Source organism: Pseudovibrio sp. Tun.PSC04-5.I4 (assembly GCF_900104145.1).
Taxonomy (GTDB): Bacteria; Pseudomonadota; Alphaproteobacteria; order Rhizobiales; family Stappiaceae; genus Pseudovibrio.
Genome location: NZ_FNLB01000008.1, coordinates 505723 through 530649, shown reverse-complemented (window position 1 = coordinate 530649; position 24927 = coordinate 505723). Strand labels below are relative to the sequence as shown.

Here is a 24927-nt window from a genome sequence, read left to right as displayed (position 1 = left end):
CTCGTCGTTTTAACCTGACGGACCGCTTCAAGGGCTTACGCCCTCACGTGAGCTAGATCGTCGCTCCCCTGACCACAATCTTCCTCGTCCCCTGGACTGCGGGAGATCATGGACAGCCTCTTTCCTCACAAGCTCCCGCACACCCGTTTTATTGGCAAGGGAAATGAAACGGACCTCACCAAGACGGGAACGCACAATGCCCATCAAAGAAAGTCTTCTGATTGCGTTGGTATTTTTTTAGTCGTCGGATCAATTGGGGCATACGCCCTGCTGCTTAACGCCATGCACAAGCGCCACCGATTGCAAGAGGAATTGGTTCCTCCTCAAATTTTGAACAATGCCGATAAAGGCAAAGGATAGCTTGAGTATGAAACAGGTATTTACAGAAGGTCGAAAAAGCCGCTTGCAGCACGATTGGTCAAGAGCAGCAGGGGAACAGGTGAGGATTGAAAAGAAAGGCAAGGAAATTCTCGCGTATTGCACACAGCAGGGATGCCGCCGCCTCGCAAGTTATTACAATCACAGCCCTAAAGTTAAAACGGACTTTTCAAAAGAGCACAAGAGCTACTGTTTTTCACTTCAGGTCAGTTTTTAAGCCCGCCCAACCTTTTCCAAGCGACAAACCGAGAGACCCCGCATGTACAGCTTTACAAAACCGACCTGTTCCTTAACCGCAATCACGTTTCTTATTGAGCTGCATAAAGAAGGCTTGATGTTCCATGCTGACGACAGCCCGCAAGAGTGTGTTTTTGGAAGAGAGATTTCCGAAGAAACCCTTGTGCTGATGGATCAATATATGCAGGCAACCCATGATCATTTGGAAGATCCGCATGTGATTGTTTGCGAGTTGAGCAAGGCTCCAATACCGAGCCAGGAACAGTCAGAGGGCAGACCTGCGAATGTCTTATCTGTTCTTGATCTTTCGACTGCTCATCTGTCCCCCCAAACGCTTGCAATGCTCAGCGAAAAGACGCCGGAGACCTTTCCGCTTTACGGTGGCAATCTTATGAATGGCCTGTTTGTGTCCGCGTGCAGAGAGTACGACTACAGCGACAAGAAGCTTCCCATTGATTTGCTGAGGTGTCTCACGGCTGCATGGGCGCGGGACTGTTCTCACATTCTCTTTGATTGTGATGGGCCGATTGATGAGTGTTTGTTTAACTACTCATTGTGAGCACTGCGGTGAAAGGGAAGAATGGTGCGAAAATACATACTTTGCGTATTATCTGTAAATTCAGTATAATGCGCAAAGTGGCAGTGCCGGAGAGAGCTAAATGAAAGAATATACGTTCACCCAGATTAATAGAGAGTGCGGCAGCGTATTGGACGATGCAATGAAGCAGCCGGTCACCCTGTGCAAGAATGGAAAGCCCAAAATCGTAATGATCCCTTATGAGGCTTACGAAGAAGCGAGCAATAACCAAGCCGCTTACAAGTTAGGGGAAGAGCCACCAGAGGTTTCCGCCCTTCTGGATGAGGGATTAGATAACATACTGAAAGATGACGACTAATGAGACAGGGCGACCTTTTCCAATATCGTTATCTATGGGCATACCAAGCCAAGCGCGGAGAAGAAGCGGGACGCAAGAGCCGCCCTTGCTGTTTGGTAATCAAGGTTAGAGATCAGCTCGCGCTCTTCCCTTGCACGACACAAGAACCAGAAGGGCGGGGCCGTATCTACCTCGAAATTCCTGACTTGGAGCGTAAGAGAGCTAATCTTGATACGCGGTCCTTCATTGTGCTTGATGAGTTCAATATCGTTCGAGATGGTCAGCTATACGACTTTGAGAGCCTTAGACCTCAAGGGCAATTCTCGGAGCAATTCTTGCGCAAAATTGCTCGTGTCCTGAAGGATGCAAGAGCAGAAAAAAGACAAATTCAAAACACTCATCGTACGTGAGGGGAGCGCAAGCTCCCTTTTTCGTACTGGCTAACTTTCCAGATCCGGTGATCTAAAAGCGGGGCGATCTGGCTTGCAAGCTCTGCGCGGGATCTGCAGATCCCACTTCGAACTTTCAAACCAGCTCACTCATGGTTTTCTTAAGAGGGCTGGAAGCTGGCAAGCGGTGGCCGCACCCACCACATGCCAGCTCCCAGCAAGCCGCGCCTCTCTCACTCTTTCTTGTCGTATTCATTTGAGGGGAGGCTACAAGGGCTTGCGCCCTCACGTGACCTAGATCGTCGCTCCCCTGACCACAATCTTCCTCGTCCCCTGGACTGCGGGAGATCATGGACAGCCTCCCTCCTCACAAGCTCCCGCACACCCGTTTATTAGGCGAGGAAAATGAAACGGACCTTCCCAAGACGGAGACGACACCATGACCAAGACCGCAAATACAAAGCTGCTTTCCAACGTACCAGTATCCAAGCTCACCCTGTCAGCGCTCAACCCTCGCCAGAACGTAGACCACAGCGAGATTGAAATGCTGGCCCAGTCTATCAAGGCGTGCGGCTTGATTCAGAACCTTGTCGGGTACCCTGAAGGGGATAGCATCGGGATCGTTGCAGGAGGTCGCCGCCTTCGTGCCTTGCAAGTCCTGCAGGAGAGCAAGGATATCCTTCCAAACTACGCCGTTCCTGTGCGCCTTGCAGCGACCGAGGAACAGGCAATTGAGTGGGCCAATGCAGAAAACACCGCCCGTAAAGACCTCAATCCAGCAGAAGAGATTAAAGCCTATGGCGTGATGGAGGCAAAAGGCCATGCACCTGAAAAGATTGCCATCGCTTTTGCCCAGACCGTGCGCCATGTCAAAGGACGCTTGCGCCTTGCTGGACTTGCGCAGTGCATCCTTGACGCGCTGGAAGCTGAAAAGATTACGCTTGATATCGCGGCGGCTTATACGGTTTCCAGCGATCAGGAAAAGCAAGCGGAAGTGTTTGGCCGCTTGAATGGGCAATGGAATGGGGATCAGCTTCACACGATCAAACGCAGTCTTATGGATGAGGTTGGAGAGGCTAACGACAGCCGAGCGGTGTTTGTTGGGCGAGAGGCGTATGAAGCAGCAGGGGGAGCAATCCGCGAAGACCTGTTTGGGGAGGATGCTTATTATCTGGACAGCGACCTATTGGAACAGCTCGCCATTGATAAGCTTGAAGCGATCCGCCAGAAGCAACTTGCACAGGGCTGGAAGTGGGCCAGCGCCAGTATTGACCTACCGGAGATTTGCGAGCGCCAGAGGCTCACGCGTCTATTTGCTGAAGATGTGCGCTTAACCGAGGAACAGGAAGAGCGCAGACAGGCTCTTATTGATGCTGAGAATGAGGAGCGGGCAACATCAGAAGAGCTTGAGGAATTGGAAACGTTCTGTGAGCTTCAATTTCTCCCCGCTCAAAAGAGCGTTGCCGGTGTCTTTATCGCGATTGGCTATCATGGAGAGCTGCGCATAGAAAAAGGTTATGTTGCGGAGCAGGATCAGGCCGCAGCGGTTGAAACCGGTGTGCTGAAGGAGCCTAAAGACGTTGCAGGCAACTCAAATGAGCCGGAAAGCAAAGAGTACTCGCAAGCCCTGATTGAAGATATGAACGCCATCCGTACCGGTGCCATGCAAGAAGCAATTTTAGGTGATCCAGAGCTTGCCAAAGACATTGCGATTTTCGCGATGATCACGAAAAGCTATGAAGGCGACTTGCCTTGTAAAATCCAGTCTGGGACGTGGCGCAATGAGGCTGAAGACCATGGCCAGAACCTACCTGAAGAACTAACAGCTACAGATGAGACCCGTATTTATGGGGAAGACGTTGCACAGAGCTTTGCTGCATTCCGCCTGAAGAGCGAGCAGGAGAAAGCAACGCTTCTCACCAATGCGGTAGCGTGCTCATTTGCAGCGCGTGTGGGCGGACAAGTCCCGTTTGTTGAGCTTGTGGCCGACACAGTAGAGCTTGACCCGCGCAAGACATGGACCCCGAACAGTACGTTTTTCAAACGGCTTAAGTCCGGCCAGCTGGACGAGGTGAAGAGCTACATTGACGGCAAACCAGTAGGAGCAGAATTTGCCAGCATGAAGAAAGGCGACAAGGTGGCCCGCCTTCATGGGCTGTTTAACAACGAAGCAGACCGTAACGGCCTATCTATTGAGGCCAAAGAACGCATTGCAAACTGGATGCCTGAGTGTTTGAAAACCCAGTATCAGGCACCAGCTACCATTGAAGAAGCAAGTGAAAAGATCGCCGCTTAAGGCGGATATGACAAGGGAAGGGCGCAGGGTCCGCGCCTTTCCGCTCTGTGTGATGACAGTCTTGCTTGTTTTACTCTTTGACTGGCAAAAGCAGCCTGTCTTCGTCGCCTCAATTTGGATTGCACACTCCAGAAACATCAATCAGGGAATGAGCCACACGCGTTCCTTTAGATGCGGGGCGAGCTGGCTTGCAAGCTCTACGCGGGATCTGCTGATCCCACGTCGACCTTACAAACCATCTCACTCATGATTTTCTTAAGAGGGCTGGAAGCTGGCAAGCGACCCGCGCACGGGCCACATGCCAGCCTCCAGCAAGCCGCGCCTCTCTCATTCTTCCTTGTCGTTTTAACCTGATGCAGTGCTTCAAGGGCTTGCGCCCTCACGTGCCCTAGATCGTCGCTCCCCTGACCACAATCTTCCTCGTCCCCTGGACTGCGGGAGATCATGGACAGCCTCTCTCCTCACAAGCTCCCGCACACCCGTTTATTAGACATGGAAAATGAAACGGACCTTCCCAGACAGGAGCACATCACATGTCACTTCGTAACCTTTTGAACTCCCTGAAGACCCTCCTTGGTGGCACCTCCTTCAAGGAAGAGGAAACTCTTTTAGCTGCACAGCATGATCCTGAAGCGGTATTGTGCTCTCAGATGCTAGATGCAGAAGCACCGCAGGAAGATGACTTTGATGATGAGTTTGAGACATTCCAACGGCTGGAAGCGGACCTATCAGAAGGTGAGTTCGCCTGCACGATCAGCGGGACACACTGTGAGGGATGGAACGCGGAAGCCGATCTTGACTATCAGGAAATCATTGAAGCGAAGACCTTTGAACAAGTGATTGCGATCCTGTCTGAGCGTTACCACTGTGATTACTCATGGTCGGTAAATGCACGGGACTGGACCGGCAACACCTACAAGCACCGGTGTGAAGCTGAAGACAACGAGCACGATTATTTCTGTCAGCACGACATTGATCCGGGCCTGTGTGAGTTCGCTTGCCTTATCAGTCGGGTAAGTGATGTGATGGTCTCACCCGAATACGCTGGTAATCTCGTCTTCATTCAAGCCGAAGAATTTACCGAGGTGATAGCCGAAATGTCTAACCGCCTCGGGAAGGATGGGTCGTGGAGCCTTCAGGCTATGGACTGGACCGGAAAGCGGTTCAAATACGAGCAGATTGAACGCCAAGACGTTAAATCTGCTGCGTTCTGAAATCGCAGCAAAACAACGGGATCACTGAAAGGCAGAGTGCATTGCTCATAGCAACCACGGGGTGCATCTGCTAAAAGGAATTGAAAGTTTTAGGGCAAAAGCAGCGGCGCTGAGCCAGCCAGCGCATCGGGAAAGATAGGCTCTCCCGACTGAGGCAACAGCCTTGCTCTGAAACCGGAGAGTGATGAAATGTGGTTCATTCCATTTTCGATCACGCTTAAAATGAAAAAGACTCGAAGCAGCTGGACACTGTCAGTTCGAGTCAATTTCATAGCGTAAGTAAAGGGAAGGGGACTTAGGTTCCCTTCCTCTCCGGTATAATACTCCGAAATTTCCTAAAAATCAAATACCTCGGCTTTGAAAATCTGCTGTGATATGGGGCTTGCTTTGAGCGCTTCCAGGTCACGGGCGATCTGCCGATCACACCGCGCCCTGGAAGCGCTCAAAGCAAGCACTTTTATTCTGGCCTTGATCAGGCAAACATCGCGTTTGGGTATCGGCTCCTTGCAGGAGACACGATGCCCAAACACTCAGCTTGCCTGATCAAGGCCGCCTCGGCGCGCAGCGTTGGCTCGCTTGCAGCTCGCACAGCACCCCGCGCCTCTCATGCGAGCGTTGCTCGCGAAGCGGGTTTTGCTATTTCTGAGGAAATGATATTTGCGCTGTCCTCCCACTGAGTAATGCAGCGCTGCAGATCAAACCGCCTGTTTTAGCCCCGAGAAATCGTCCAGAACTTTTCTCGTTTCTGACGTCTTTTGCATGGTTTGGATACGGTGGGAGTGCGCATTTTGAAGGAAATATCCATGATCGGACTGAATTTTGACACGTGCCGCACAATTCAGTGGCATGAGATGGCACATGCCACCGTTATTTTCTGGCTTGAGATGGCACGAGATGGCGCGAGATGGCGCGAGATGGCGCGAGATGGCGTGAGATGGCGGGAGATGGCTTAAGTTGGCATGAGATGGCAGGATGGTGAAAGTGGTCCAGACCACGTTTCAAGCAGACTTATTCGCACCTGCGGTGCTCAACGCTTTGCTCATCCTGTTTGTCGTTCCGACAAATTGGTTCGCCTCCCGGCGAGGTGTTGCCAGCTCTGTATGAGCTGGTGTCTCCTCATGATGTCATGCGCAGACTTTGGGGAGGCGGATTTGAACGGCAAAGAAGAGACGAAAAAGATGAGAGGCAAGCCCTTGCCAGCAACCCTTAAGTGGCTTGCCGTTTGTGCCTTTAGAAGAAATGTAGTAATGTATCTACATAATCTATGGAGGACCTGATGCCGATCACAAACATATCCAGCAGGGAATTTAATCAAGACATAGGCAAGGCCAAGCGAGCGAGCCAGAAAGGGCCTGTCATAATCACCGACAGAGGCAAACCTTCTCAGGTGCTTTTGTCTTTTGATGATTACAAGCGCCTGACCAATAAACGCAGAAATATAGCGACTGCACTGGCGATGCCAGAAGCCGCAGATATTGAGCTGGATCTTCCGAAATCTGAAATCACCAGTAAGCGCGTGGATCTGATTTGATGTTGTTGCTTGATACCAATGTTGTCAGTGAACTGCGTAAGGTTGGGGCTGGCAAAGCGGATGCAAATGTAGCGGCCTGGTGTGAAACCGTAGAGGCGAATGATCTGCATATTTCTGCAATAACGGTGATGGAACTTGAAATGGGGATCCTGCGACTGGAACGTAAAGATCCGGTACAAGGGGAGATCCTGCGGTCCTGGTTTGGACAAAAGGTTTTGCCGGAATTCTGTGACAGGGTTCTGCCCGTAGATATGCGGGTTGCTCAGTGCTGTGCTCAGCTCCATGTCCCCAAGAGCGGGCGTGATGCTTTGATTGCAGCAACCGCTCTGGTTCATGGAATGCAGCTTGTGACCCGCAATACCTCTGATTTTGCTCAAACCGGTGTGATGCTTGTTAATCCGTGGAAGATCACTGCAAACACGGGGGATGAAGAGTGATTAAGCCACATAATGAGTGAGGGAGTATTCTTTACAGATCTAGTAAAATCATACCAGTTCTTGCCGGTCATGCCTCGACAGTTACGAGTGTTGGATGAGCCCACTGCAGATCACCATCAGACACCCGACCTTCGCGGATGCATCATTGTTGCTCAGTGACCAATGCTGACATTGGCCCTAGCTTGGGGCACACCCAGCCAGAGGGAGGTTTCAACCGCAGGTCGATCCCATTCAGTTTGTCGCTGTGGGCGGAAAGCCGACATTCGACGCACGAGCATATACGTCGTGTCACATCTTGAGAGTGGCCATTCCAATCCGGTATTTCGGAAATGAGCTTCACTACACTACTTAGGGGTGTTATTCTGCCTTTCAAATCGCCTATGAGTTGCGCGCCCTGAAGTGAGATTTAACGTAATGAATGTTCCGGCTACTCCAAAGCCCTTTTTGAAGATATCCGCTCGCCACATCGGCCCAATTATGTATCTGGATGCCACACTATCCAAAAACAAACAGAATCTGATTTTCGCTCGCAACGGCACTGGAAAGTCATTCTTGGCGCGGTCGCTTCGGCTATTGGATGAAAGCGCGTTGGAAGGTGTCTTACCGCAAAACATGCCTGATCTTCTTGTCTCTGAAGAATCATCAACAAAGCAGGGAACGTTCCAACTCTTTGAAGATGATGCGTGTATTGGCAGCATAGACTTGAACCGCGCCAGCAAGACCGTGAGCTTCTCCGTTCCTCAGTATATTTTTCATGTCTTCTCCGAAGACTATGTAGACTTTCACCTCCGGCAGAAATCTTTTGAATTGGATGGTGAAATCGCGCACGAAATTATTATTGGTCAAGAAAATCTCACCCTTGATGAAAAAGAGAGCGAAAGTGTTTCGGTGAAAGAGAAATTGGCCACAAGCCGAAAGACTCTTGATGAAGCCTTTGCAAGTCAAAAGAATAAGCTCCAGAAGGATTTCCAGATCAATGCTTCTCTCGGTAGATTTCGAACACTGAGCACTAATGTGTATTTTGAGGCATCGCCATTTTCAGCGGAGAGCTTGGATCATAGTTTGAGCCAACTCCTAGCGAGTTTCAACAAATTCAAGTCGCTCCCAAATGACCCCAATTTGCCTACAGCAACCGCACCCAATGGGCTCGGCTTGGATTGGGAAATTTTGAATTCAGCCTTAGCCAGAGTCACATCTCCGTCAAGCGTTGCCGAGGAGGTAAAGCTAAAGATCGCGGAAGACCCTGACTTCTTTCGCTCAGGCCTCAAACTGGCACCCGCCAGCCCCAAAGACTGCCCGTTCTGCACGCAAAGTCTGACACAGGCGGCCCAATTTGCGCTCTCCAAGTACCAAGAATACTTCGAAGACGCCGAGGCTAGGGAGAAAGATGCACTCATGTCCCTTGTAAAGGACGTGAGTGCGGCGCGATCGAAAGTGGAAAAATGGAAAGGTAAATACCTGAGGGCGAAATCGGCTTTTGATGAGCTCAAGGCGTTCTTTCCATCAGTTCAAGAAAAGAAGACGGAAGACGAAAGCGCTGCACTAGAAGCAGTTGACGCCAACCTTGAAGCCATATTGGAAGCTCTGAAATCTAAACAGCAGAGCTTAGAAACTCCTCAAGAAGGGCCTGTTGACAGCGCTGCATTCGAATACGATGAGTTCGTCAAAACCGTAGAGCGCAACGGGAAGCTATTCAAAGATTTGGCTAGTTTGGTCAACAACTCCTCCAATGAGCGTAAGTCTATCCAGAATAACGCATGCGGGGCGTTTCTTAGCAAGTATTGCAATGATCATTCCTCGGACATCGAGAGCATCCGATCCCTCACTAAGCAGGTTCAAACACTGCAGGGAGAAATCGACGAGTTGCGCCGAACGCAAGGGGACAAGGCAGATGCACGTACTCGCGTTGCAGAAACTTTCAAGATACTATTAAAACGGCTTTTTGGCGCCAAATACACATTTGATCCGAACGAATTCAAAGTCCTACGTGAGCAAAAAAATATGGCACGAGGCGGGGATCGGACACTAAGTGATGGTGAAAAGGCGGTCATGGCGTTCTGCTACTTCATCGCGCAATGTCATCTAAAAGTAACTAGCAACGAGGACTATGCTAGGCTCTACTTTGTCTTCGATGATCCAGTGAACTCCATGTCGTTCGACTATGTGTATGCAATCGTTCAAACTCTCAAATTATTGAGAATTGGTGCCGCAGGCGAAATAGAATTCAATCCCAAATCTGGAAACCCGCGTCCTCGAATGCTGGTTCTCACCCACAACAACTACTTTTATAATGTCGCGAGCAGTAATAGCGCGATACCAAAATCCGGGCTTTTCCAGCTTGTACCCGGAGCGACACAACACACGCTGGCCAGCCAAAAAGGCTTTGCTTCGCCCCACCAGCAACAACTCAAACATGTTCATGATGTAAGTGTAGGGGATGTCGAACCGGATTTCATGACACCAAACTCCATTCGCTCCGTCGTAGAAAGCATGTGGAAGTTCTGCCGACCGGATGTTGCCGATTTTGGAGCATTCTTCGAGTTTCTAATAGACGAGTGCGAGATCGAACTAAAAAGTGTGCTCATCAACGACTTGTCGCACGGAGGGAAGTTCGACGATCCTCCGCACAAAGCGGAAGACATCGTTGAAGCCGCTCGGGAAGCGATAACTGTCGTTGAGCGTTTTGCGCAGGGTCAACTTAAACACCTTTAAGGGATTTAAGGCCTGCCATTCACGCTTAAAGATCGATCAATATCTCCTCTTACGTGCCGCACAGCAGCGACGATGTCTTTCTGTCAATGGCAGCTAAGGGCCGGTCGAGTAATTCCAGATCGCTCATAAAAGCTACTGTAGAAGCCTCCGGGTGAGCGTGTCTCAACCCATGATGGAACCACCTGAATGCCCGCAGTTGGCCCGCTCGTCCCAAGAGTAAGCTTTTGCGTGTGCAGCTCTTCGCGCTTGCAGCGAAGGTCCATTTCGTCCGCGTCTTACCAATTTATACTCCGAGTAGCCAACGACAGCTGCTCAGCATGTTCTTTAATTGTTCTGAATTTCGCCATTTTTGCAGCTGGGGCCTCTTGGGTATAAGACTTCTTTACTCTGCCACAGAAGATGATCCGATCCTTTGAAGTATGGATAGCAAGCGCACCGGTATTGCCTTATGAAAATAAGGCTTCGCCTTGTATGTAGGTGCTCTATCCCAAAAGTTCAGGATCCAAAGCAAGGGCAGATTAAGGAGATTGGAGGCGAGGGTCTAGCGCAAACCGCTCTTGTGTTACTTCATCGTAAAACTCAGAGACCTGATCAGCGTCGAAAATCAAGTTCCAGCTGTGTTTTGATACAGCCGAGGGGATCAATATAACGGGGTGTTGCTTTAGAAGTGCATCTCCGAACTCCTGCTGATTTTTGTTGGGCGTGATCGGCGTAAGCCAGTTTGGATTAGGAATATTGTTTGGATCAACAACGTGAATTTTTGAGGGATCGATAATGCGCGCTGATGTCAGGTAATGTGGTGCCGTGTCCAAAACTTTCAGGCTCTTATGAACTGCAACTTCAAGGCAGGCAGTTGCAGGATCAAGAGAGGTGTAGACGGCGTGAATGCCGGCTGAATTCCAACGTCCGCCAACTCTAAATGCGCCTTCTCCTGATGCCCAGGTCTCATAATGGGCCTGCTGATCAATGCGCCAGATACGGACTTCACCTGGCCCAAGTGGGGGAGGAAGTGAGTTCATGAATAGACCCCGTACTCTATTCGAGTGAGATATTCTTCTACTGCCTCTACGCCGGCAGATGTAGCAAGCAAGTCCAGAGGCTTGCGGTTAGATAAGCCAAGAGCAGGGCGGTTCAACCAGGTTTCCGCTTCCTCCTTGGAACCCAGTACCTTAATCGCATGTCCGAGGATCTCGGCAAAGCGCCAGGTCCTATTACTTTGCTCTACGCTTAAAAGTTTTGTCTTCTCGTCCGCCTTGCGTCTTTGTAACGTTCGCACGCTGACGCCTATTGCCTTCAGAAGCGCGTCGTCGCGCTCCAGGAATTCGACCGCCTTGACGAGATAGAGGAGAGAGGCTGAAGGCAGTCCCTTCACCAAAACGTCGTGGGCATCCAATGCGTTATTAATGCGGGACCGGATTATCTTGTTCCCACCAAGTAAATCATATGTGCGAGTGACATCGCTTTCAACTTTGACTGCTCGGGCCATTATGCGCGCTCCTAATGTCATGTGTCGCAATATCTATGACACATGACATGTCAAAAATCAAGACCAGCGACCAGCAGATGAAGAGGGGATTTACGAACAAAGGACTGGTAACTGTGCGCCAATGCAAATTGTACGTTGCTCCTTTGGGGGGAGAGTTTTGGTTTATCAGGATGACGCTTTGATTTCCGGCTGCGGTGTTTGGAATACCGGTATAGCTCGGGTTTGGAAATTCCAGCAGTAAGGAAGATGGTGCTAACTAGAGGATAGTATCTGGTTTCTCGTGCTTGCTTAGGTCTAAGTTAAATAAAAATTTTACTATGTAGCATCAAGCAAGACCAAGAAGCAGCCCCAACAACATTAAGAATTAGAATCAGTTAATTGTGTATTTTAATAAAATCGATTTTGAGTTCGCGTATTCTATAGCGAACGTTCCCAAAAATTAACCATGAATGCGTGTATAGCAGCAAAAAATAACAACCAATGGCTGTGGATAAGCGGAGTTGTGATTACGAACTGCGACTTTATACGTATAGGCAAATTGATTCCGGCGGGACTAGGTTGAAGGTGCCCGGACGACCAAACTTAAAAAAGTCGTCCGAGCTGGCACAAGCCATGCGTCAACATGTTTGTGCCAGCAAGTAACATCCATTCCATGTCACCTGCTTAGGAGGTATTCTCAAAATTCATTAGGCCCAGCCAACAGGCGCACAATATCGTGCGCTTGGCTGGCCTTTTATTTTTTATACTCCACCACATCCCAATCTCAAACTTTAACGCAATTCAAGGCGCTCGACGTTGCTTGAGCGAATGATGACGCATGTCTGAATTAAAGCGGATGATCCGATTAACATGGGGTCAGGCTCAAATTGAAGCTAATTTTCTCAAGGATGCAGCATATCCACTTGTAAAACAAGGGCTTGCGGCCTCTGAGATAAAACGAAGGTTGTCGCAAGACACACCCGTCGAAATGTCTGACAGGGCATTTCGCACCTTTATCGGTGTGTTGAAAGGCGAGTGGGATCGTGAACTTACGGGGTCTATTGGCAAGATTATTAGTGTGAATAACTGCAAAGGCGCCCCTTTGGATGCTCCGCAAAGCGCCTTTTTGCCGCCCAAAGCCACACCTTCGCCAAAGAGTGGTCCCGCCAGAGTGGTGGCTGATTCCATAAATCCCTCAATTGTTGCTGAGATTAGCGACACAGAACCCGGCAATGCGGCTGCGAGCGATGAAATCGCAAGCACACCAAAAAACGGCCCTGGCGGTTTCAAGTTTAATCCCAATCCTGACCCCAAAAAGATATTCGGTGAAGATAAATGATCTACGTTCATATCGGCCTTCAGAGTAAAGGCGGGGTTGGAAAAACATATTCTGCAAGTGCCCTTGCGCAATACTTTCAGCACAAAGGTGCTGATCTGACTTGTATTGATGCAGATTCAAGTACACCCACACTTTCTTCTTTCAAATCCTTAAAGGCTGTGCAGATCGCCATCACAGAAGGGAGCCGGATCAATATTCGTGGTTTTGATGCCATGATTGAGAAGATCTGTTCTTTGCCAGACGGCTCCACTGTCGTGGTCGATACAGGCTCTTCTACCTTTTTGCCCTTGGCGCAGTACTTTTCCGAGGCTCCGGTGCTTGAGCTTTTGAAAGATCAGGGCTGTGAGGTCGTCATCCACTCCGTCGTGAAGGGCGGGCAAGAGGTTTTAGAAACCATCAACTCGCTGGCCTCCATTATTGAGGGATTTCCAGATCTGCCGGTGGTTGTTTGGAAAAACGAATTTACCAATCCGGTGGCCTATGACGGCAAAGCGTTTGAAGCGTCCCCTTTTTATCAAAAGTACAAGGACCGGTTCCGGGCGGTGATCACATTACCGGAATGGCAAAAGGATACTTACGGCGAGGATCTGAAAGCGGTTCTTGAAAAACGGTTGACCTTTGCGCAGGCCCTTGCAGATCCAGCCATGAACCTGCTCGCACGCATGCGTGTCAAGGCGATCTGGAATGATCTGATCAACTCCCTTGAACAAGCAAAGCTTTAGGGGCCGGATATGGACGAGAACCCAGATCCCACAAGCTTTGAGCCAGATCTCAGCGAAAGCGGGATTGAACCTGGCACTGACTTTGCCCCGTACGGCCGACCTATGACCAAAGGGCAGGCGCAGCGGATACTTGCTGAAACCCATGGTGTGGTGGTTGGGGACCGAGATCCTATTTTGATGCTGGTGACGTTGCTACAAGGTTTCCATAAGGATCAGCAAATGGTGCTTGGCGCGTTTGAGCGGCAAGTCAATGCGGCGCACAGCGATGTTCAATCTGACGCTCAAACCACAGCAAGTGCGCTTGAAACCACCTTGCAGCAAGTCACCCGGCAGCAAGGAAAAATGCTGGAGGAAGCTGCAAAAGTGATCTGTGAGGCGGTTGAAACCAGCCTGCAACCTGTTGCGGGTTTGGGTAATGAGATCGTCAACCGGCTTGGAGAACGCTCGCTGCAGCAAACCATTGCTGTTGTGTCTTCACACTCTGCAAATGTGGCTGATTTCAAATCATGGACCCGCTTCCAGCTTAGACGCTTCACCTTTTCCATGGCGGTTTTGACCGCTCTTAATCTGGGCGCGGTGGCCGCGCTGTTTTTTAAGTCATGACGGAGTTTGAACTCATGAACACTCACCTTAGAACACTCAAGACCAAGGTCCGAGCCGCGTTTGTTACGCTGACTTGCGGCATGCTTTACGCCCCGGTTGCCTATGCAAAAGGCTCGGCTGCATGGGCTACAGAGGGAACGGATCTAAGCTGGGATCTTGCCAGTGGTCTGAAATCCTTTGGTGGTCCCATTGTCGGGGTCGCGATTATCGCATTTGGCCTGTTCGCACTTCTGCAAGGCAAGATCGACATGCAGCGCTTTATGCACCTGGTCATGGCGGGCGGCATCATCACCGTTGGTCCGGCAATGGTGACCGCGCTCATCAAACTTACTTAAGTTTAACAGGAGCACCGATCATGCGGGCAGGCAGTGCAATAAATGTCCATATTCAAAAGCCTCTGGCGATCTTTGGGATGCCGCCTCTTTTTGCGACCATCGTCCTTATTGGCGAAATCGTGATGCTGGCATTGCTCGGTATTTTTGCTGGCGGAGCCATCACTTATGTCGTGGTCCTTGCCAGCGCACCGCCTGCCATCGCAGCAATTGTGATTGCGCGTCGCCGTGACCTTCACTGCGAAACACTTTGGATGCTGCCCTTGCAGTTTTTCAAACAAAAACCCTCGCGCGTTTTACTGGCGGGCGTCTCCCAAAACATCAAAAAAACAAAGCGGGTGAAACGATGATTGGCGGAACAGCCCTCCTATTAGGTGCAGCCCTTGCTGGCGGCGCGCTGGCAAACAAAGCGGTAAACTCCTTTGTCCTTGGAGATATTGAGCGGGACTGGCTTGCTGATGAGCTGGAATTTGACAGCATCCATCCAGACCGCAAGACCGTGAGTTTAAAAAGTGGTCAGGTGATGCGGGTTTTTCAGCTCAAGGGGCAGGCTTATGAAACCAAGTCCTTTGAAGAGGAAGAAACTCTTTTACGAAACCGCACAAACGTCCTGCACCAAAGCGCAAAACCGGGAGTAACTCTGCGCTTTTTCGGTGTGAAGCGCATGCGCGATGTGTCTTTTGACGCCCAGTGGCCCTCCATTACTCTTGAAGAAATCGGCAAGGCGGAGCAAACGCTGTTTAAGAGCGCTTATTCTGTGAGCTGGTTTCTGGTTGTTCAGGCACCCAGCCAAAGCCTTCTCATCAAGACCTGTAAGAACCTTACAAGTGGCTTTAGCTCTTATGGTGCAGAGCAGGTTGAGGCGGCAGAGCTGCCAGATAAACCTTGTCCATTGTCCCGCTTCATCAATTATCTGATGAGCGGCGAACTCATTGATGAGCTGTGTTCGCCAAGTGCAAACCTTTCTGGAAACCTGCCTGCAAGTGATCTGCATTTTGACCGGACCAACGGCACGATTGACAGTTACACGCCTAACCGTAGACGCACACGGGTTATTGGGGTGCGGTTGTGGCCCGAGCAGGTCAGCGGCTTGCTGGTCTCGCGCATTATGGCGCTTTCCGGTGAGGTCGAAGTTAGCCAGATCTGCAAGGCGCTGCACAATGAAAAGTCTCTTGCCTTGCTTCACCGTCAGGCTGCAGAACAGCGCTCAAGTTTCTTTGGATCTGCTGCTGTTTTGGAGGAGATTGAGGAAACAAGCGAAAGCCTGACCAACAATGTTCATTCGCTTTTTGAGACACAATTCCAGATTGCCTTTAGAGCGCGCAGTGATGAAGACCTTGAGGTGCTTCAGGACGAAATCACGGATATCTTAAACAAGGCCCGGGTGACGTTTTCGCTGGAGACCAAGGGTGTGGGGGTTGTCTGGTTTAACCGGATGCCGGGGCGTGAGAACCTGCTGCGGCCGCTGCGCATGTTTGATATCAACATCGCGGCTCTTTGGCCGTTCCAGTATTCACCTGAAGGCAAATACACCTCGCCCTTTGGTGACCGGCCTGTGCGGCTTTTTAAAACCCCGACCGGCCAGAACTATGCTTTTCAGTTTCATATTCGCGACAAGAAGGAATCTGCTGGAAACTATCTTGTGTTTGCCCCGACCGGCACGGGTAAATCCACACTGATCATGCACTTGCTCAGCGGGTATGCAAAGTTTCCAGGCGTTCGCAATTACATCTTCGACAGTGAAGAAGGTGCCCGTTACATGATCGAATGCATGGGCGGGGTCTATCAGGGTTACAATGAGCTGGCTCTCAATCCGCTGGATATGGATTTGAGCGATAAGGACGGCCAGCACTCAGCGCACCTGATTATGCGGGCCATGCTGGGAGAGGTCTATTCCTCTGATATGGATGATCACATCCAGGCGGCCATTGACAATGCTGCCGAACTGGAGCCAGGCCTGCGCACCTTTAACAATATCTACAATGCCTCGTTCCCGGCACGATCCGTCATCCGTCAGGAATTTGCCAAATGGATCAATGATGGTCGGGGCAGAGATGGCATTTACAGCCATATTTTCAACTCCCGCCGCGATCAAATTGCAGCCTACCTGGATAAGAGCTTTCTTGTCGGCATTAACATGAACAAAGCGCTGGAAGATGTGGTGCTTGGTCCTGCGATTATCGCCCATATCACTCAGGCAATTTCCAGAGCGGCGCGCACCTCTGAAGATGGGTTTACCATCTTCGTCGATGAAGCGGCCAATCTGCTGCAAAACGCCGGGTTCCGTACAGAAATTCTCAAGATGTACCGCGAATATCGCAAGCGCGGCGGTCTTGTGGGGCTGGCGTTTCAGGAACCGGGTGCTCTTCTCAATTTTGAAGATTCCCACGGCATTATCCAGAACACGCAAACCATCTTCCTGTTTCCAAATTCCAAGGCAGAAACCGAGGATTTGAAGGCGCTTGGCCTGACCTCAGAGCAGATTGATTTTGTCAAAGGCGGGCTTGAAATGCGCGGCGGCCGGCAGGTGCTTTTGATCAAGCAGGAGTTGGCCTCCAACTACAATGAAAGCACGATTTTGGACATTGATCTGTCCGGGCTTGGCGATGCGCTGCGCTTTTACAGAGCGGGCGATAACGTCAATGCGCAATTGAAACTTCTCAAAGAACAGCATGGGGACCAATGGCTTACACAACTCTAAGAATGGCGGTGGCAGCTGGCTTCATCCTGTTCAGTTCTGCGGCCAGTTATGGCGCAATGGCTGTTTATGATCCAGCAAATCTTGCCGAGGCACAAAAACAACTTATTCAGCTCAAAGAGCAAATCAAGACAGCTCAGGAACAGCTCAAAGCTGTGACGAAAATGCGGGATGATATCAGCTCGACGCTGAATGCGATTGGTGAGGCGACAAGCCTTTCTATCCCGAGCATAAACTTCAATGAGCTCTCCTCCCAGATCATGGGTGATATGGGGTGTCTCGTTCCAGATTATCAAAAGATGATGCCTTCGCTTGATTTTGACAACATTAGCTTAGGAAGTGTGTGCGAGCGCGGAGATGCTTATCGCTCAGGTTTAATGTCTTCACCCGATGATGTGGTGGAGTTGAACTGGGAAGAAAAGCGGGATCGCCGCAAGGGTATCCAAGCCAACCGTTCGCGGGTGATCACCGATGCCACCACCAAAGGTCTGGCACAGGCAGATAAAGCGCAGGAAGATGCGGCCACGACGCTGCGAACAGCTCAAGAATATAAAAATGCGGGATCATCAGCAACGACGATGAATGACCGCTTGCAGGTTTTAATTGAGGTTGAGGTTGCTCAACTGGCTTCGCAAGCTGCAGCCAATCAGATGATGGCGCAGCTTTTGAAGGTCATGTCGGCGCAGGTTATTCATACATCCGTGCCGCTTGAAAATGACATGGCAAAATCTCAGTCGGAGGATGACAGTTGATCAATCAACTTTTGCCTCTCCCCTTCCGGCATGTTCATGATGGCCTCAAAAGCTTTGCCAAATTTTTGGTTTTTGGCTTTGCGTATCCGAAGAGTGATCTTGCGGGCGCGTTCCTTGTCGGACTGCCAGTCGGGAATGGAGCACGTGTCTCCCATCAGGAACCCGAACTGCTTTTGAAATCTTGGGCAGACGTCCTGTTCCCATGCCGCCCATTCGTCACGAAGCGGCGGAGCGTCGCCTGCATGTCTGCGCCACGCTTCGAGGATCATAACCAAATCTCGGGTGCGGGTGAGACCAGCCGGGTTGTCATAGGTCTTCAGCGTATCCAGCCGAGTTTGCCGTGTTTTACGGATCTTGCGATTGGAAACAAGTTTACTGTTCCATATAAAGTATTCGTCATAAGCCCTGTTCAGCTCTGGAAAGAATTCTTCTGCAGTCTTGAGGTCCTGCCAAACCTGCTTGGCATATCCGGCATCAAAAAACCATTCTGGACGGAACTCTTTGGGCCTGCTTTGGCACTTGCCGCTATAGGGCTGCACGCTGCCTGTAATCTTGTAGATTTTCCCGTCCGAAGCTTCCACGCTTATGGGACTGCAGTCCTGCTTGGGTCTGGCGGCGACACTCCCGGAGGCCAGACACATGGCGAATGACAATAATCCCGCTTGTATCAGTTGTGAAATCTTTGTGTCGTACCAAGACCACGCTGATAAAGTCATTGACGGCTTTTTTGATAGTTTTAATGGCGGCATGTTGGGCCTGTTTGTTGCAATTCTTGTTGTCTGGATTGTATTTCAAGGCATCAAAATGGCAATAGGCACCATTGATATTCAAGGGGCTGGTCAACAGTTTGTCTATATACTTGTGGGATTTACCTTTCTTCAGGGATTGGGAGAAGGTTTAGCCCAGCAAGTACTTGATACCTCCATTTCCATCATGAGCGGGTTGTCAATCAAGATCATGAGCCTCGGGGTTGATAATATCAACGAAGACGGCGGACTGATTGCACTGATTGGTGCCGTGGAAGGTGTCCTGCGCAAGGTGTTTTCCGTAGCAGTGGCTATCATTGAAAACGCCAACCTTCCTTACATCAAAGAGCTGTTTTATGCGGCAGCTCTGGTCATTCCCTATGCTCTCTTATTGATCCTGTTCCTGGCTCATATCACGACTGCGCTGCTGCGCCTTACGGTTCTCACTCTGATCAGTCCGCTTATTGTTCTGGCTGCAAGTTTTCCGTGGGGCCGGGATATGGCGTGGTCTGCGGTGCGGGTGGTGCTGAGTGCCATCCTTACCTTGTTTGCTGTGTGTACTGTGTTTGCAATTATCATCTCGCTGATTAGCGGGCTTAACGTGGGCGATTCAAACACCACTTCAACAAGGGCCAGTGACGTGCTGAGCGGCCCGTATATGCTGGCTGTTGTTCTTGGCTTTATGGCAACGGCCCTTCTTTCTGAAATCACATCCATGGTTGGCAGTATCGGCGGAGCTATGGGCGGGGCTGGTGCCGCCATGATGACGGGCGGGGCTGCAAAGGGCGCTTCAATGGGAGCAGGTCTTGCAGGCCGTGTTGGCGGTGCAGCTGCAAGTTCTGTCTTGAAGCGGACCAATTCGGACATGCATCAGAGCGGCCAAAATATAAAGGACAAGCTCAATGTTGTTTTCAAAGACAAATCCTAAGGGTGAGAAACTTCCAATGAAACAGTTAGTTAGTGTTGTGGCACTTGGCCTTTTTCTTGCCGGTTGTGCCAATGTGGAAATGCCGTATGAGCCAGAGGGCAGTGATGAGATGAGAAAATCTCCGTGTGCCTGCCTGGCGATTGATTACCAACCTGAAGGGTTTGAGTGGATCAATGTTCAAGCGTAATTCCAGCGCCAAAGCACTGAGTGACGCAAAGGACCTGGGAAGCCCCGGTGAGCCTGCGTTAGCCGGGGCACCGCCAATAGAACCGCAAGCGCCTATGAGTATTGAACCCCATTCATTCCGTGAAGTCGATGAGTTTGCTTTTCGTTCTTCTCATCGCCGCATTGCATGGTTTTTGAAACTGTCGGTTGGTCTCAACATTATCTTTGGTCTTGCAACCGCGAGTGTCTCACAGGCTTTGATTGAGGCTTATCCGCTCAAAGAAACGCGCATTGCGTTGCTTCGGGCAGATCCAGCCGACAACCGCATTTACCGGGTTGAGCCAATCTCGCAGGAGGTGGACGGCTTTGAAATGATGTTGGAGCAGTTCTCGCGCCGCTATGTGTCTTTGACCCTGCCCATTGACAATATTACGCAAAATGAGCGTTTCAAAGAAGCAATGATCTACTCCGATCGCAAACATTGGAGTGCGTTTTTGGACAAACGCAAAGAGAACATTGCTGATGCTCTCAAGGACGGTTTGAACCGCTCCATCATCGTTCACAGCTCTAACTTTATCGCCCAGTACGGCGATGTCTGGCAGTACTCGGTTGAGTTCAGTCAGATTGATGAACTGGAGCGGACCCCGCGCACCACCCGCCAATACCGCGCCTATCTGGAACTGACCACACGCCCTCAGGAAATCAAAGAAGCCGAGCTTTATGAGAACCCGCTTGGCATCCGCGTTGTCGGAATGGTCGTTAAGGAAAAAACATTATGAATACGTATATTAAGACCTCACTCCTTTCTGTTGCAGCGGTGGTCACGCTCTCGTTTGCTGCCAATGCACAAACCGCAATTAACATGCCTTCAAAGCCTTCTGTTCAAACCAGAATTCAAAACGGCTCAAGCGTTATGGCGGCTAAAGGTATTGTTCCTGCTGCTGTCAAAAAACAGGCGCAGCAGCAACGCCGGGGCAATTACGGTGAGATGGTCCGGCCAACGTCTGCAGGCGGGCAAATCCAGCAAGCGTGGGATAGCGCAGGTAAGACCAGCGGAACGCACAGCCAGATTGAGTGCGAAAGCTGCGTTTACCGGGTTCGGTTGCGTGAGTACATGGTCACAGCGATCCAGCTTCCAGAAGGGGCAACCATCACCTCAACGGATCTGGGAGATGGCAGCAAGTTCGAGGTCGAACCGCGTAACGCCAATACGGTTGTGGTCAAACCTTATGGGGCGGGCGTGGACAGCTCCTTGCAGATCTACACTGAGGAAGGCAAGGTCTACTCGTTTTATCTGCGCTCTGAGGGGATCAGCTCAAAAAACCTGCCTGACTTGATGTTCAAGATCGAGGGGGTGCGCCGCTCTGATATCAGCTACACCCAGTGGAGCAATCAAGCGGGCGCAGCGCTTTTAAATCCTGCTATCCCTTCAGGGGGTACGGCAGAAAAAGTAACAAAGGATTTCCTGAAAACCGCTCCTTTTGATCCTGCCAAACTGCGCGGATGGAATGACTATAAATTGTGGGGTGATGAGACACTTAAGCCCGCCTCGGTCTTTCGCGATGACAATTTCACCTACATCCAGTTTGGCGAGAAGTGGAACGACCTTGAGCTGCCAGCGGCCTATGTGGTGGTTGATGAAATCGATGAGATGGTCAACACCCGCGTCAGCGGCACAACCTATATTATTGAAAGCACTCAGCGACTTATCACATTGAAGTCGGGTCAGTCTTTCATGTGCATCCAGTACACAGGGGCTTGAGAATGGCTCTGTGTGATTTGATAGCCTGGACTGGATTGCTGGTTGGTGTATGCGCAACCCCACAAGACCAGATTCCGCGGTTGCCACAAACAGATGATCCCGGCGTTTTTGACTATGTGGCCCCTCCCAAGCCAGAGCCTCGGGCCGTGGTCGTAACACCTCCCATTATCATCAGGCAGGAGGTGCCGGTTGAAAAAACGGTGGTGGTCAAATCAAAGCCGCCAGCTCCGATCATCAAAACTGAATATGTCAAAGTTCTGGTTCAGCCGGACCCGCCCAAAGTGATTGAGCCTGATCCTTATGAGCTTGAGTTGCAATCAGAACTGATGGCGCGGCGCGGTTCTCAAACTCGTTTAGGGTCAAACGGTGGGGATTTTGATCAGGCCGGGACTAAGCGCCCTGCTTTGCCGATACCGGGGCCAACACCACAAGACATTGTGCCGGCATTCCTGCCCCCCGCTGGGATCGATAAGAACAACAATGAGTACGCAGCACCCCGCCGTTTGAGTACCAGTGCGGTCGATAACACCCGGATCATGGGGTCGGATCGTTACATTACCGGTATTTTGGAAGGTGGCATCAACTCGCAACTGTCCTCGCAGGGAGCCGTTGTTATTCAGGTGAGCCGTCCCACCTACGGCTACCATGGCCGCACGATCCTGATCCCGCGTGGATCACGGTTGGAGTGCAGTTATGAAAGTGCTGATAAAGCCGGTCAAACCCGAATTGGCTTCAATTGCCACCGCATAAGACTTGGTGAAAGCCGGGCCGAGATTTACCAGCTCAGCGCGACAATAGGAGATGCGCAAGGCTATGGCGGCGTCTCTGGTGACGTTGATAACCGCTGGTGGGAAAAATACGGCTCTGCGGTCATGACCGTGGGGATTGGTGCAGCAGTTGAAAGTGCCGTTACGCTCGCCACACAAAGCGGCGGTTCGAGCGGTGAGGGCAAAGGCAGTGCTGCCTCTGAAGCCTTTTCTGGAATTTCTGAAAACATCGGTGTGCTGAGCAGTCATTTCCTTCAGGAAACGGTCGATCTGAAGCCGGTCATTCGCATCAGTCAGGGAACGAGGGTGCAAATCCGGCCCAAGTACGACTGGTATCTGGCAAGTCCAAACTAAGTGAGGAATGGGGAAACTATTATGAAATCCAGGATAATACTGGGGGCAACACTGCTATCTTTGGCAGTCCCGATCTCAGTTGGAATTGCACAAACTGCTGGCATTCCAACGCCTATTGAAGCAGATGCGGTAACAGCTTCTCAAGCCGCGAACTCGTTGGAAGATCAAGCGGGAAAAACGGCCGATGCAGCCGACAAAAAAAAACTTACCGAGAACCTGTTTTCCGTAGGCGTTTCTGAACTTCTGGAACTGGAAAAAGGCAAAGCAATAGAAACATCTTTGGTGTTTCGGTCCCAGCCAAAGGTTGACGAGCCAGTCTCCATTGAGGGGGTGACCATTGACGGTTACACCAGCTATGCGACCTACAATGGGAAAGTCATCGGCCAGACAGTCATCACCAGCTTGAAAAAAGAAGGGATGATTGTTGATCTGGATGCTCAGGATTTTTCCTCCCAGTACAACATGGATACGCCCAGGATTGATCCAGAACAGGAAATCTCAATCAAGGGAAATGAAGCGGCCTTGGTGCGGGCGTTGAAAACATTGAACGGGGAGGATGTTAAAGAAGAAGAGGAGAAAGGCGAGGAGGAAGAGAAGGAAGAAGTTCAGGAAAAATCTGATGGAGGTTCCCCTGCTATAAATAGCTCCGGGGCTAAAGATAAAGCGGCAAATGGGTATCAAACGCCTGATCGCCGGGAAGTGGCGGACCCTAAGGAAGAGATTAAAATTACTGAAGAGGGCTGTAAGCCGGTTTATGATTCAGTCCAAAATGTTGTCAAAGGACAGAACAAGACGCAGACCTTCAAAGATGGTGTTCTTGTTAATGAAACAGTATGTGAGCCTTCAGGCGTAACCTTCACTGTTCAGCAGCAATATGGCACTTGTCCAGATGTCGTCGATGTTCCGGGGCGTTCAGCAAAACCTCAGTACCAAGCCTACTATCTGGATGATGTTAAAGTACGTAAGGATTTAGGGGAGTGTCAGCCTGATCTGAACCAGACTTTCAGTATCAGCGAAAAAGACAGTTGCCCGATTAATATCGATCTGGTCGCCAAAACAGCAACAGTCGTCTCTTCCCTTGTTTACACGGATCGCAATAACACTGAGCGTGTGGTTCAAAGCTGCCAGCCCTCAGAAACGACCCCTGCGCTACCGTTGATTTTGAATACGGCTGCGTGTTCCATCAAACATGACTTTTACGCTGGTAAATCCAAGGAGATGGGCACCTGGACTTACATGAAGGACAATGTGACCTATCAGGCGTCAGATTGCATCGATACGGGGAACGTCTTTACGCACAATGTGTTGTTTAAGGAAAACGGCGTTGATGTATGTCCGGTCATCCTAAACATGGATACAAAAATTGCCATACCTCAGTCTCGTACTCAAATCGAAGTAAAGGGCACAAAACAATTCATTGATGAATGCAAACCTGACCAGACAGTCAGCAAGGGCATCCGTGCAACGACAGATACATGTGATGATCCTGCAAGCTTTACACATGATCTTGGTGCAGGAATTTCTTATGGTCGTGAACGGTATTACTATGAAAACCCTGACCGTATCTTCGTGAATGAATGCCAGCAATCAGCTACCAGCTATACGCATAGTGTTGAGATCATGGGCTGGGTGAATGATGATGCAAAGCTGTCTGGACAGGCGCTTTCAACAGTTTCCATCAGTGTAGATGGCACGAGATATAATATTACCGAAAACACGCTTTTGGCTGGTGCACCTCAGGTCGGTTATTCTCTCGTCAAAGAGGAAGACATTCCCCGTGACGGTGATGCGGCGATTGATGGGTGTCAAAAGACAACCCCGTCAACACTGGTGCGCACCTACACAAGACCGGATGGCAGTGAATACGTTCTTGAGGCGGGTGAAGGAAACGGCATTGTTTCTGATGTTTGCACGCGAGACTTGGAAAACAAGAACTACAGCAAGACTAAGAGCTATTCTCGATACCCTTCGGACTGTTCTCAGGTCTGGGGAACAATTACGACATATCAGGAATACAAAACCCGATACAAAATCAAATACCCGGATGGGCGTATTGAGTACACCTCGTGGTCCAGTAAGAAGAAAAAGTTACTCTCTTCGAAGCAGGGATATATCAAAGGCCCGAGATTCGGCAGCAGTCAGTGCTGATTACGCTTAACTGAAACTGATCTGGCGGGTTGATGCAATGCGCCTGCCAGTATCACCAAAAGACAATTATCTAACGC

At 50.4% G+C, this 24927-nt stretch carries 30 protein-coding genes; 25 read left to right on the top strand and 5 right to left on the bottom strand.

Annotation, left to right across the window (positions count from 1 at the left end):
• The first annotated feature begins 108 nt into the window (after positions 1-108).
• The 5 genes from BLS62_RS30020 (at position 109) to BLS62_RS30000 (ending at position 1900) form a co-directional block, all read left to right on the top strand.
• Positions 109-360, top strand: a complete 252-nt coding sequence (locus tag BLS62_RS30020) for a hypothetical protein (RefSeq protein WP_093191484.1) — start codon at positions 109-111, stop codon at positions 358-360.
• 7 nt (positions 361-367) lie between these two features.
• Entirely contained in the window at positions 368-595 is a 228-nt protein-coding gene (locus tag BLS62_RS30015) for a hypothetical protein (RefSeq protein WP_143521646.1), read from the top strand.
• Between the two features lie 42 nt (positions 596-637).
• A complete protein-coding gene (locus BLS62_RS30010) occupies positions 638-1174 on the top strand; it encodes a DUF5983 family protein (protein ID WP_093191476.1) in 537 nt (178 codons plus the stop codon).
• 100 nt (positions 1175-1274) lie between these two features.
• Positions 1275-1511 (top strand): type II toxin-antitoxin system prevent-host-death family antitoxin, encoded by a 237-nt coding sequence (locus BLS62_RS30005; protein WP_093191468.1) that lies wholly within the window; start codon positions 1275-1277, stop codon positions 1509-1511.
• Positions 1511-1900 (top strand): hypothetical protein, encoded by a 390-nt coding sequence (locus BLS62_RS30000; RefSeq protein ID WP_093191465.1) that lies wholly within the window; start codon positions 1511-1513, stop codon positions 1898-1900. The genes BLS62_RS30005 and BLS62_RS30000 overlap by 1 nt, the downstream gene beginning before the upstream one ends.
• Before the next feature lie 115 nt (positions 1901-2015).
• Here the strand turns inward: BLS62_RS30000 and BLS62_RS29995 are convergent, their stop codons facing one another.
• On the bottom strand, positions 2016-2231 hold the full coding sequence (locus tag BLS62_RS29995) for a hypothetical protein (protein ID WP_093191462.1): 216 nt from the start codon (positions 2229-2231) through the stop codon (positions 2016-2018).
• An 87-nt stretch (positions 2232-2318) separates the two neighbouring features.
• On the opposite strand from BLS62_RS29995, the gene BLS62_RS29990 reads away from it, so the two are divergent.
• Positions 2319-4175, top strand: coding sequence for a ParB/RepB/Spo0J family partition protein (locus tag BLS62_RS29990; protein WP_093191458.1), 1857 nt, complete (start codon positions 2319-2321; stop codon positions 4173-4175).
• A gap of 197 nt (positions 4176-4372) precedes the next feature.
• On the opposite strand, the gene BLS62_RS29985 is transcribed toward BLS62_RS29990, so the two are convergent.
• Complete coding sequence (locus BLS62_RS29985; RefSeq protein WP_093191454.1) at positions 4373-4621, bottom strand: hypothetical protein; 249 nt, start codon at positions 4619-4621, stop codon at positions 4373-4375.
• A gap of 87 nt (positions 4622-4708) precedes the next feature.
• On the opposite strand from BLS62_RS29985, the gene BLS62_RS29980 reads away from it, so the two are divergent.
• From BLS62_RS29980 to BLS62_RS29965, 6 genes are all read left to right on the top strand, one after another.
• Positions 4709-5389 carry a hypothetical protein gene (locus BLS62_RS29980; protein ID WP_093191449.1) on the top strand — a complete coding sequence of 227 codons (681 nt, stop codon included), beginning with the start codon at positions 4709-4711 and terminating at the stop codon, positions 5387-5389.
• Between the two features lie 518 nt (positions 5390-5907).
• Positions 5908-6066, top strand: coding sequence for a hypothetical protein (locus BLS62_RS31170; protein WP_159436614.1), 159 nt, complete (start codon positions 5908-5910; stop codon positions 6064-6066).
• 126 nt (positions 6067-6192) lie between these two features.
• The gene (locus BLS62_RS31165; protein ID WP_159436613.1) at positions 6193-6342 is read left to right on the top strand and encodes a hypothetical protein; all 150 of its coding nucleotides are present in this window, start codon (positions 6193-6195) and stop codon (positions 6340-6342) included.
• A 323-nt stretch (positions 6343-6665) separates the two neighbouring features.
• Positions 6666-6920 carry a type II toxin-antitoxin system Phd/YefM family antitoxin gene (locus tag BLS62_RS29975; protein WP_093191443.1) on the top strand — a complete coding sequence of 85 codons (255 nt, stop codon included), beginning with the start codon at positions 6666-6668 and terminating at the stop codon, positions 6918-6920.
• On the top strand, positions 6917-7357 hold the full coding sequence (locus tag BLS62_RS29970; RefSeq protein WP_208991307.1) for a type II toxin-antitoxin system VapC family toxin: 441 nt from the start codon (positions 6917-6919) through the stop codon (positions 7355-7357). The genes BLS62_RS29975 and BLS62_RS29970 overlap by 4 nt, the downstream gene beginning before the upstream one ends.
• Before the next feature lie 414 nt (positions 7358-7771).
• Positions 7772-10069, top strand: coding sequence for an AAA family ATPase (locus BLS62_RS29965; protein ID WP_093191436.1), 2298 nt, complete (start codon positions 7772-7774; stop codon positions 10067-10069).
• A gap of 518 nt (positions 10070-10587) precedes the next feature.
• Here the strand turns inward: BLS62_RS29965 and BLS62_RS29960 are convergent.
• A complete protein-coding gene (locus BLS62_RS29960; protein WP_093191433.1) occupies positions 10588-11088 on the bottom strand; it encodes an RES family NAD+ phosphorylase in 501 nt (166 codons plus the stop codon).
• The gene (locus tag BLS62_RS29955) at positions 11085-11555 is read right to left on the bottom strand and encodes a type II RES/Xre toxin-antitoxin system antitoxin (RefSeq protein ID WP_093191430.1); all 471 of its coding nucleotides are present in this window, start codon (positions 11553-11555) and stop codon (positions 11085-11087) included. The genes BLS62_RS29960 and BLS62_RS29955 overlap by 4 nt, the downstream gene beginning before the upstream one ends.
• An 817-nt stretch (positions 11556-12372) precedes the next feature.
• Between BLS62_RS29955 and BLS62_RS29950 the strand changes: the two genes are divergently transcribed.
• From BLS62_RS29950 to BLS62_RS29920, 7 genes are read left to right on the top strand one after another with little or no spacing between them, the layout of a single operon-like run.
• Positions 12373-12873: a hypothetical protein gene (locus BLS62_RS29950; RefSeq protein WP_093191427.1), complete on the top strand. Its 501-nt coding sequence runs from the start codon at positions 12373-12375 to the stop codon at positions 12871-12873.
• The gene (locus BLS62_RS29945; protein WP_093191422.1) at positions 12870-13595 is read left to right on the top strand and encodes a nucleotide-binding protein; all 726 of its coding nucleotides are present in this window, start codon (positions 12870-12872) and stop codon (positions 13593-13595) included. The genes BLS62_RS29950 and BLS62_RS29945 overlap by 4 nt, the downstream gene beginning before the upstream one ends.
• Before the next feature lie 9 nt (positions 13596-13604).
• Positions 13605-14198 carry a hypothetical protein gene (locus BLS62_RS29940; RefSeq protein ID WP_093191417.1) on the top strand — a complete coding sequence of 198 codons (594 nt, stop codon included), beginning with the start codon at positions 13605-13607 and terminating at the stop codon, positions 14196-14198.
• A gap of 14 nt (positions 14199-14212) precedes the next feature.
• A complete protein-coding gene (locus tag BLS62_RS29935) occupies positions 14213-14533 on the top strand; it encodes a hypothetical protein (RefSeq protein WP_143521645.1) in 321 nt (106 codons plus the stop codon).
• A 20-nt stretch (positions 14534-14553) separates the two neighbouring features.
• Positions 14554-14880 carry a hypothetical protein gene (locus tag BLS62_RS29930; protein WP_093191409.1) on the top strand — a complete coding sequence of 109 codons (327 nt, stop codon included), beginning with the start codon at positions 14554-14556 and terminating at the stop codon, positions 14878-14880.
• Positions 14877-17231 carry a VirB4 family type IV secretion system protein gene (locus BLS62_RS29925; protein ID WP_093191406.1) on the top strand — a complete coding sequence of 785 codons (2355 nt, stop codon included), beginning with the start codon at positions 14877-14879 and terminating at the stop codon, positions 17229-17231. The genes BLS62_RS29930 and BLS62_RS29925 overlap by 4 nt, the downstream gene beginning before the upstream one ends.
• Entirely contained in the window at positions 17213-17980 is a 768-nt protein-coding gene (locus BLS62_RS29920) for a hypothetical protein (RefSeq protein ID WP_143521644.1), read from the top strand. The genes BLS62_RS29925 and BLS62_RS29920 overlap by 19 nt, the downstream gene beginning before the upstream one ends.
• Here the strand turns inward: BLS62_RS29920 and BLS62_RS29915 are convergent.
• Positions 17959-18561, bottom strand: coding sequence for a hypothetical protein (locus BLS62_RS29915; RefSeq protein WP_093191397.1), 603 nt, complete (start codon positions 18559-18561; stop codon positions 17959-17961). The two genes, BLS62_RS29920 and BLS62_RS29915, sit on opposite strands and share 22 nt — an antisense overlap.
• A 58-nt stretch (positions 18562-18619) precedes the next feature.
• Here BLS62_RS29915 and BLS62_RS29910 point away from each other — a divergent pair, with 58 nt between their 5' ends.
• The 6 genes from BLS62_RS29910 to BLS62_RS29890 are packed head-to-tail and all read left to right on the top strand — an operon-like array spanning position 18620 to position 24850.
• Positions 18620-19654 (top strand): type IV secretion system protein, encoded by a 1035-nt coding sequence (locus BLS62_RS29910; protein ID WP_159436612.1) that lies wholly within the window; start codon positions 18620-18622, stop codon positions 19652-19654.
• Positions 19655-19670: 16 nt separating this feature from the next.
• Entirely contained in the window at positions 19671-19841 is a 171-nt protein-coding gene (locus BLS62_RS31160; protein WP_159436611.1) for a hypothetical protein, read from the top strand.
• On the top strand, positions 19828-20598 hold the full coding sequence (locus tag BLS62_RS29905) for a VirB8/TrbF family protein (RefSeq protein ID WP_093191389.1): 771 nt from the start codon (positions 19828-19830) through the stop codon (positions 20596-20598). The genes BLS62_RS31160 and BLS62_RS29905 overlap by 14 nt, the downstream gene beginning before the upstream one ends.
• Positions 20595-21581, top strand: a complete 987-nt coding sequence (locus BLS62_RS29900; protein WP_093191385.1) for a TrbG/VirB9 family P-type conjugative transfer protein — start codon at positions 20595-20597, stop codon at positions 21579-21581. Before BLS62_RS29905 ends, BLS62_RS29900 begins: the two co-directional genes overlap by 4 nt.
• 2 nt (positions 21582-21583) lie before the next feature.
• Positions 21584-22702, top strand: coding sequence for a TraB/TrbI/VirB10 family type IV secretion system protein (locus tag BLS62_RS29895; RefSeq protein ID WP_093191381.1), 1119 nt, complete (start codon positions 21584-21586; stop codon positions 22700-22702).
• Between the two features lie 21 nt (positions 22703-22723).
• Complete coding sequence (locus BLS62_RS29890) at positions 22724-24850, top strand: hypothetical protein (protein WP_093191377.1); 2127 nt, start codon at positions 22724-22726, stop codon at positions 24848-24850.
• Positions 24851-24927 lie beyond the last annotated feature (77 nt).

Bases quoted from the DNA above. Each gene is read 5' to 3' on its own strand.
- BLS62_RS30020 (WP_093191484.1), top strand. From the start codon at position 109: ATGGACAGCCTCTTTCCTCACAAGCTCCCGCACACCCGTTTTATTGGC.
- BLS62_RS30015 (WP_143521646.1), top strand. From the start codon at position 368: ATGAAACAGGTATTTACAGAAGGTCGAAAAAGCCGCTTGCAGCACGAT.
- BLS62_RS30010 (WP_093191476.1), top strand. From the start codon at position 638: ATGTACAGCTTTACAAAACCGACCTGTTCCTTAACCGCAATCACGTTT.
- BLS62_RS30005 (WP_093191468.1), top strand. From the start codon at position 1,275: ATGAAAGAATATACGTTCACCCAGATTAATAGAGAGTGCGGCAGCGTA.
- BLS62_RS30000 (WP_093191465.1), top strand. From the start codon at position 1,511: ATGAGACAGGGCGACCTTTTCCAATATCGTTATCTATGGGCATACCAA.
- BLS62_RS29995 (WP_093191462.1), bottom strand. From the start codon at position 2,231: ATGATCTCCCGCAGTCCAGGGGACGAGGAAGATTGTGGTCAGGGGAGC.
- BLS62_RS29990 (WP_093191458.1), top strand. From the start codon at position 2,319: ATGACCAAGACCGCAAATACAAAGCTGCTTTCCAACGTACCAGTATCC.
- BLS62_RS29985 (WP_093191454.1), bottom strand. From the start codon at position 4,621: ATGATCTCCCGCAGTCCAGGGGACGAGGAAGATTGTGGTCAGGGGAGC.
- BLS62_RS29980 (WP_093191449.1), top strand. From the start codon at position 4,709: ATGTCACTTCGTAACCTTTTGAACTCCCTGAAGACCCTCCTTGGTGGC.
- BLS62_RS31170 (WP_159436614.1), top strand. From the start codon at position 5,908: ATGCCCAAACACTCAGCTTGCCTGATCAAGGCCGCCTCGGCGCGCAGC.
- BLS62_RS31165 (WP_159436613.1), top strand. From the start codon at position 6,193: ATGATCGGACTGAATTTTGACACGTGCCGCACAATTCAGTGGCATGAG.
- BLS62_RS29975 (WP_093191443.1), top strand. From the start codon at position 6,666: ATGCCGATCACAAACATATCCAGCAGGGAATTTAATCAAGACATAGGC.
- BLS62_RS29965 (WP_093191436.1), top strand. From the start codon at position 7,772: ATGAATGTTCCGGCTACTCCAAAGCCCTTTTTGAAGATATCCGCTCGC.
- BLS62_RS29960 (WP_093191433.1), bottom strand. From the start codon at position 11,088: ATGAACTCACTTCCTCCCCCACTTGGGCCAGGTGAAGTCCGTATCTGG.
- BLS62_RS29955 (WP_093191430.1), bottom strand. From the start codon at position 11,555: ATGGCCCGAGCAGTCAAAGTTGAAAGCGATGTCACTCGCACATATGAT.
- BLS62_RS29950 (WP_093191427.1), top strand. From the start codon at position 12,373: ATGTCTGAATTAAAGCGGATGATCCGATTAACATGGGGTCAGGCTCAA.
- BLS62_RS29945 (WP_093191422.1), top strand. From the start codon at position 12,870: ATGATCTACGTTCATATCGGCCTTCAGAGTAAAGGCGGGGTTGGAAAA.
- BLS62_RS29940 (WP_093191417.1), top strand. From the start codon at position 13,605: ATGGACGAGAACCCAGATCCCACAAGCTTTGAGCCAGATCTCAGCGAA.
- BLS62_RS29935 (WP_143521645.1), top strand. From the start codon at position 14,213: ATGAACACTCACCTTAGAACACTCAAGACCAAGGTCCGAGCCGCGTTT.
- BLS62_RS29930 (WP_093191409.1), top strand. From the start codon at position 14,554: ATGCGGGCAGGCAGTGCAATAAATGTCCATATTCAAAAGCCTCTGGCG.
- BLS62_RS29925 (WP_093191406.1), top strand. From the start codon at position 14,877: ATGATTGGCGGAACAGCCCTCCTATTAGGTGCAGCCCTTGCTGGCGGC.
- BLS62_RS29920 (WP_143521644.1), top strand. From the start codon at position 17,213: ATGGCTTACACAACTCTAAGAATGGCGGTGGCAGCTGGCTTCATCCTG.
- BLS62_RS29910 (WP_159436612.1), top strand. From the start codon at position 18,620: ATGGCGAATGACAATAATCCCGCTTGTATCAGTTGTGAAATCTTTGTG.
- BLS62_RS31160 (WP_159436611.1), top strand. From the start codon at position 19,671: ATGAAACAGTTAGTTAGTGTTGTGGCACTTGGCCTTTTTCTTGCCGGT.
- BLS62_RS29905 (WP_093191389.1), top strand. From the start codon at position 19,828: ATGTTCAAGCGTAATTCCAGCGCCAAAGCACTGAGTGACGCAAAGGAC.
- BLS62_RS29900 (WP_093191385.1), top strand. From the start codon at position 20,595: ATGAATACGTATATTAAGACCTCACTCCTTTCTGTTGCAGCGGTGGTC.
- BLS62_RS29895 (WP_093191381.1), top strand. From the start codon at position 21,584: ATGGCTCTGTGTGATTTGATAGCCTGGACTGGATTGCTGGTTGGTGTA.
- BLS62_RS29890 (WP_093191377.1), top strand. From the start codon at position 22,724: ATGAAATCCAGGATAATACTGGGGGCAACACTGCTATCTTTGGCAGTC.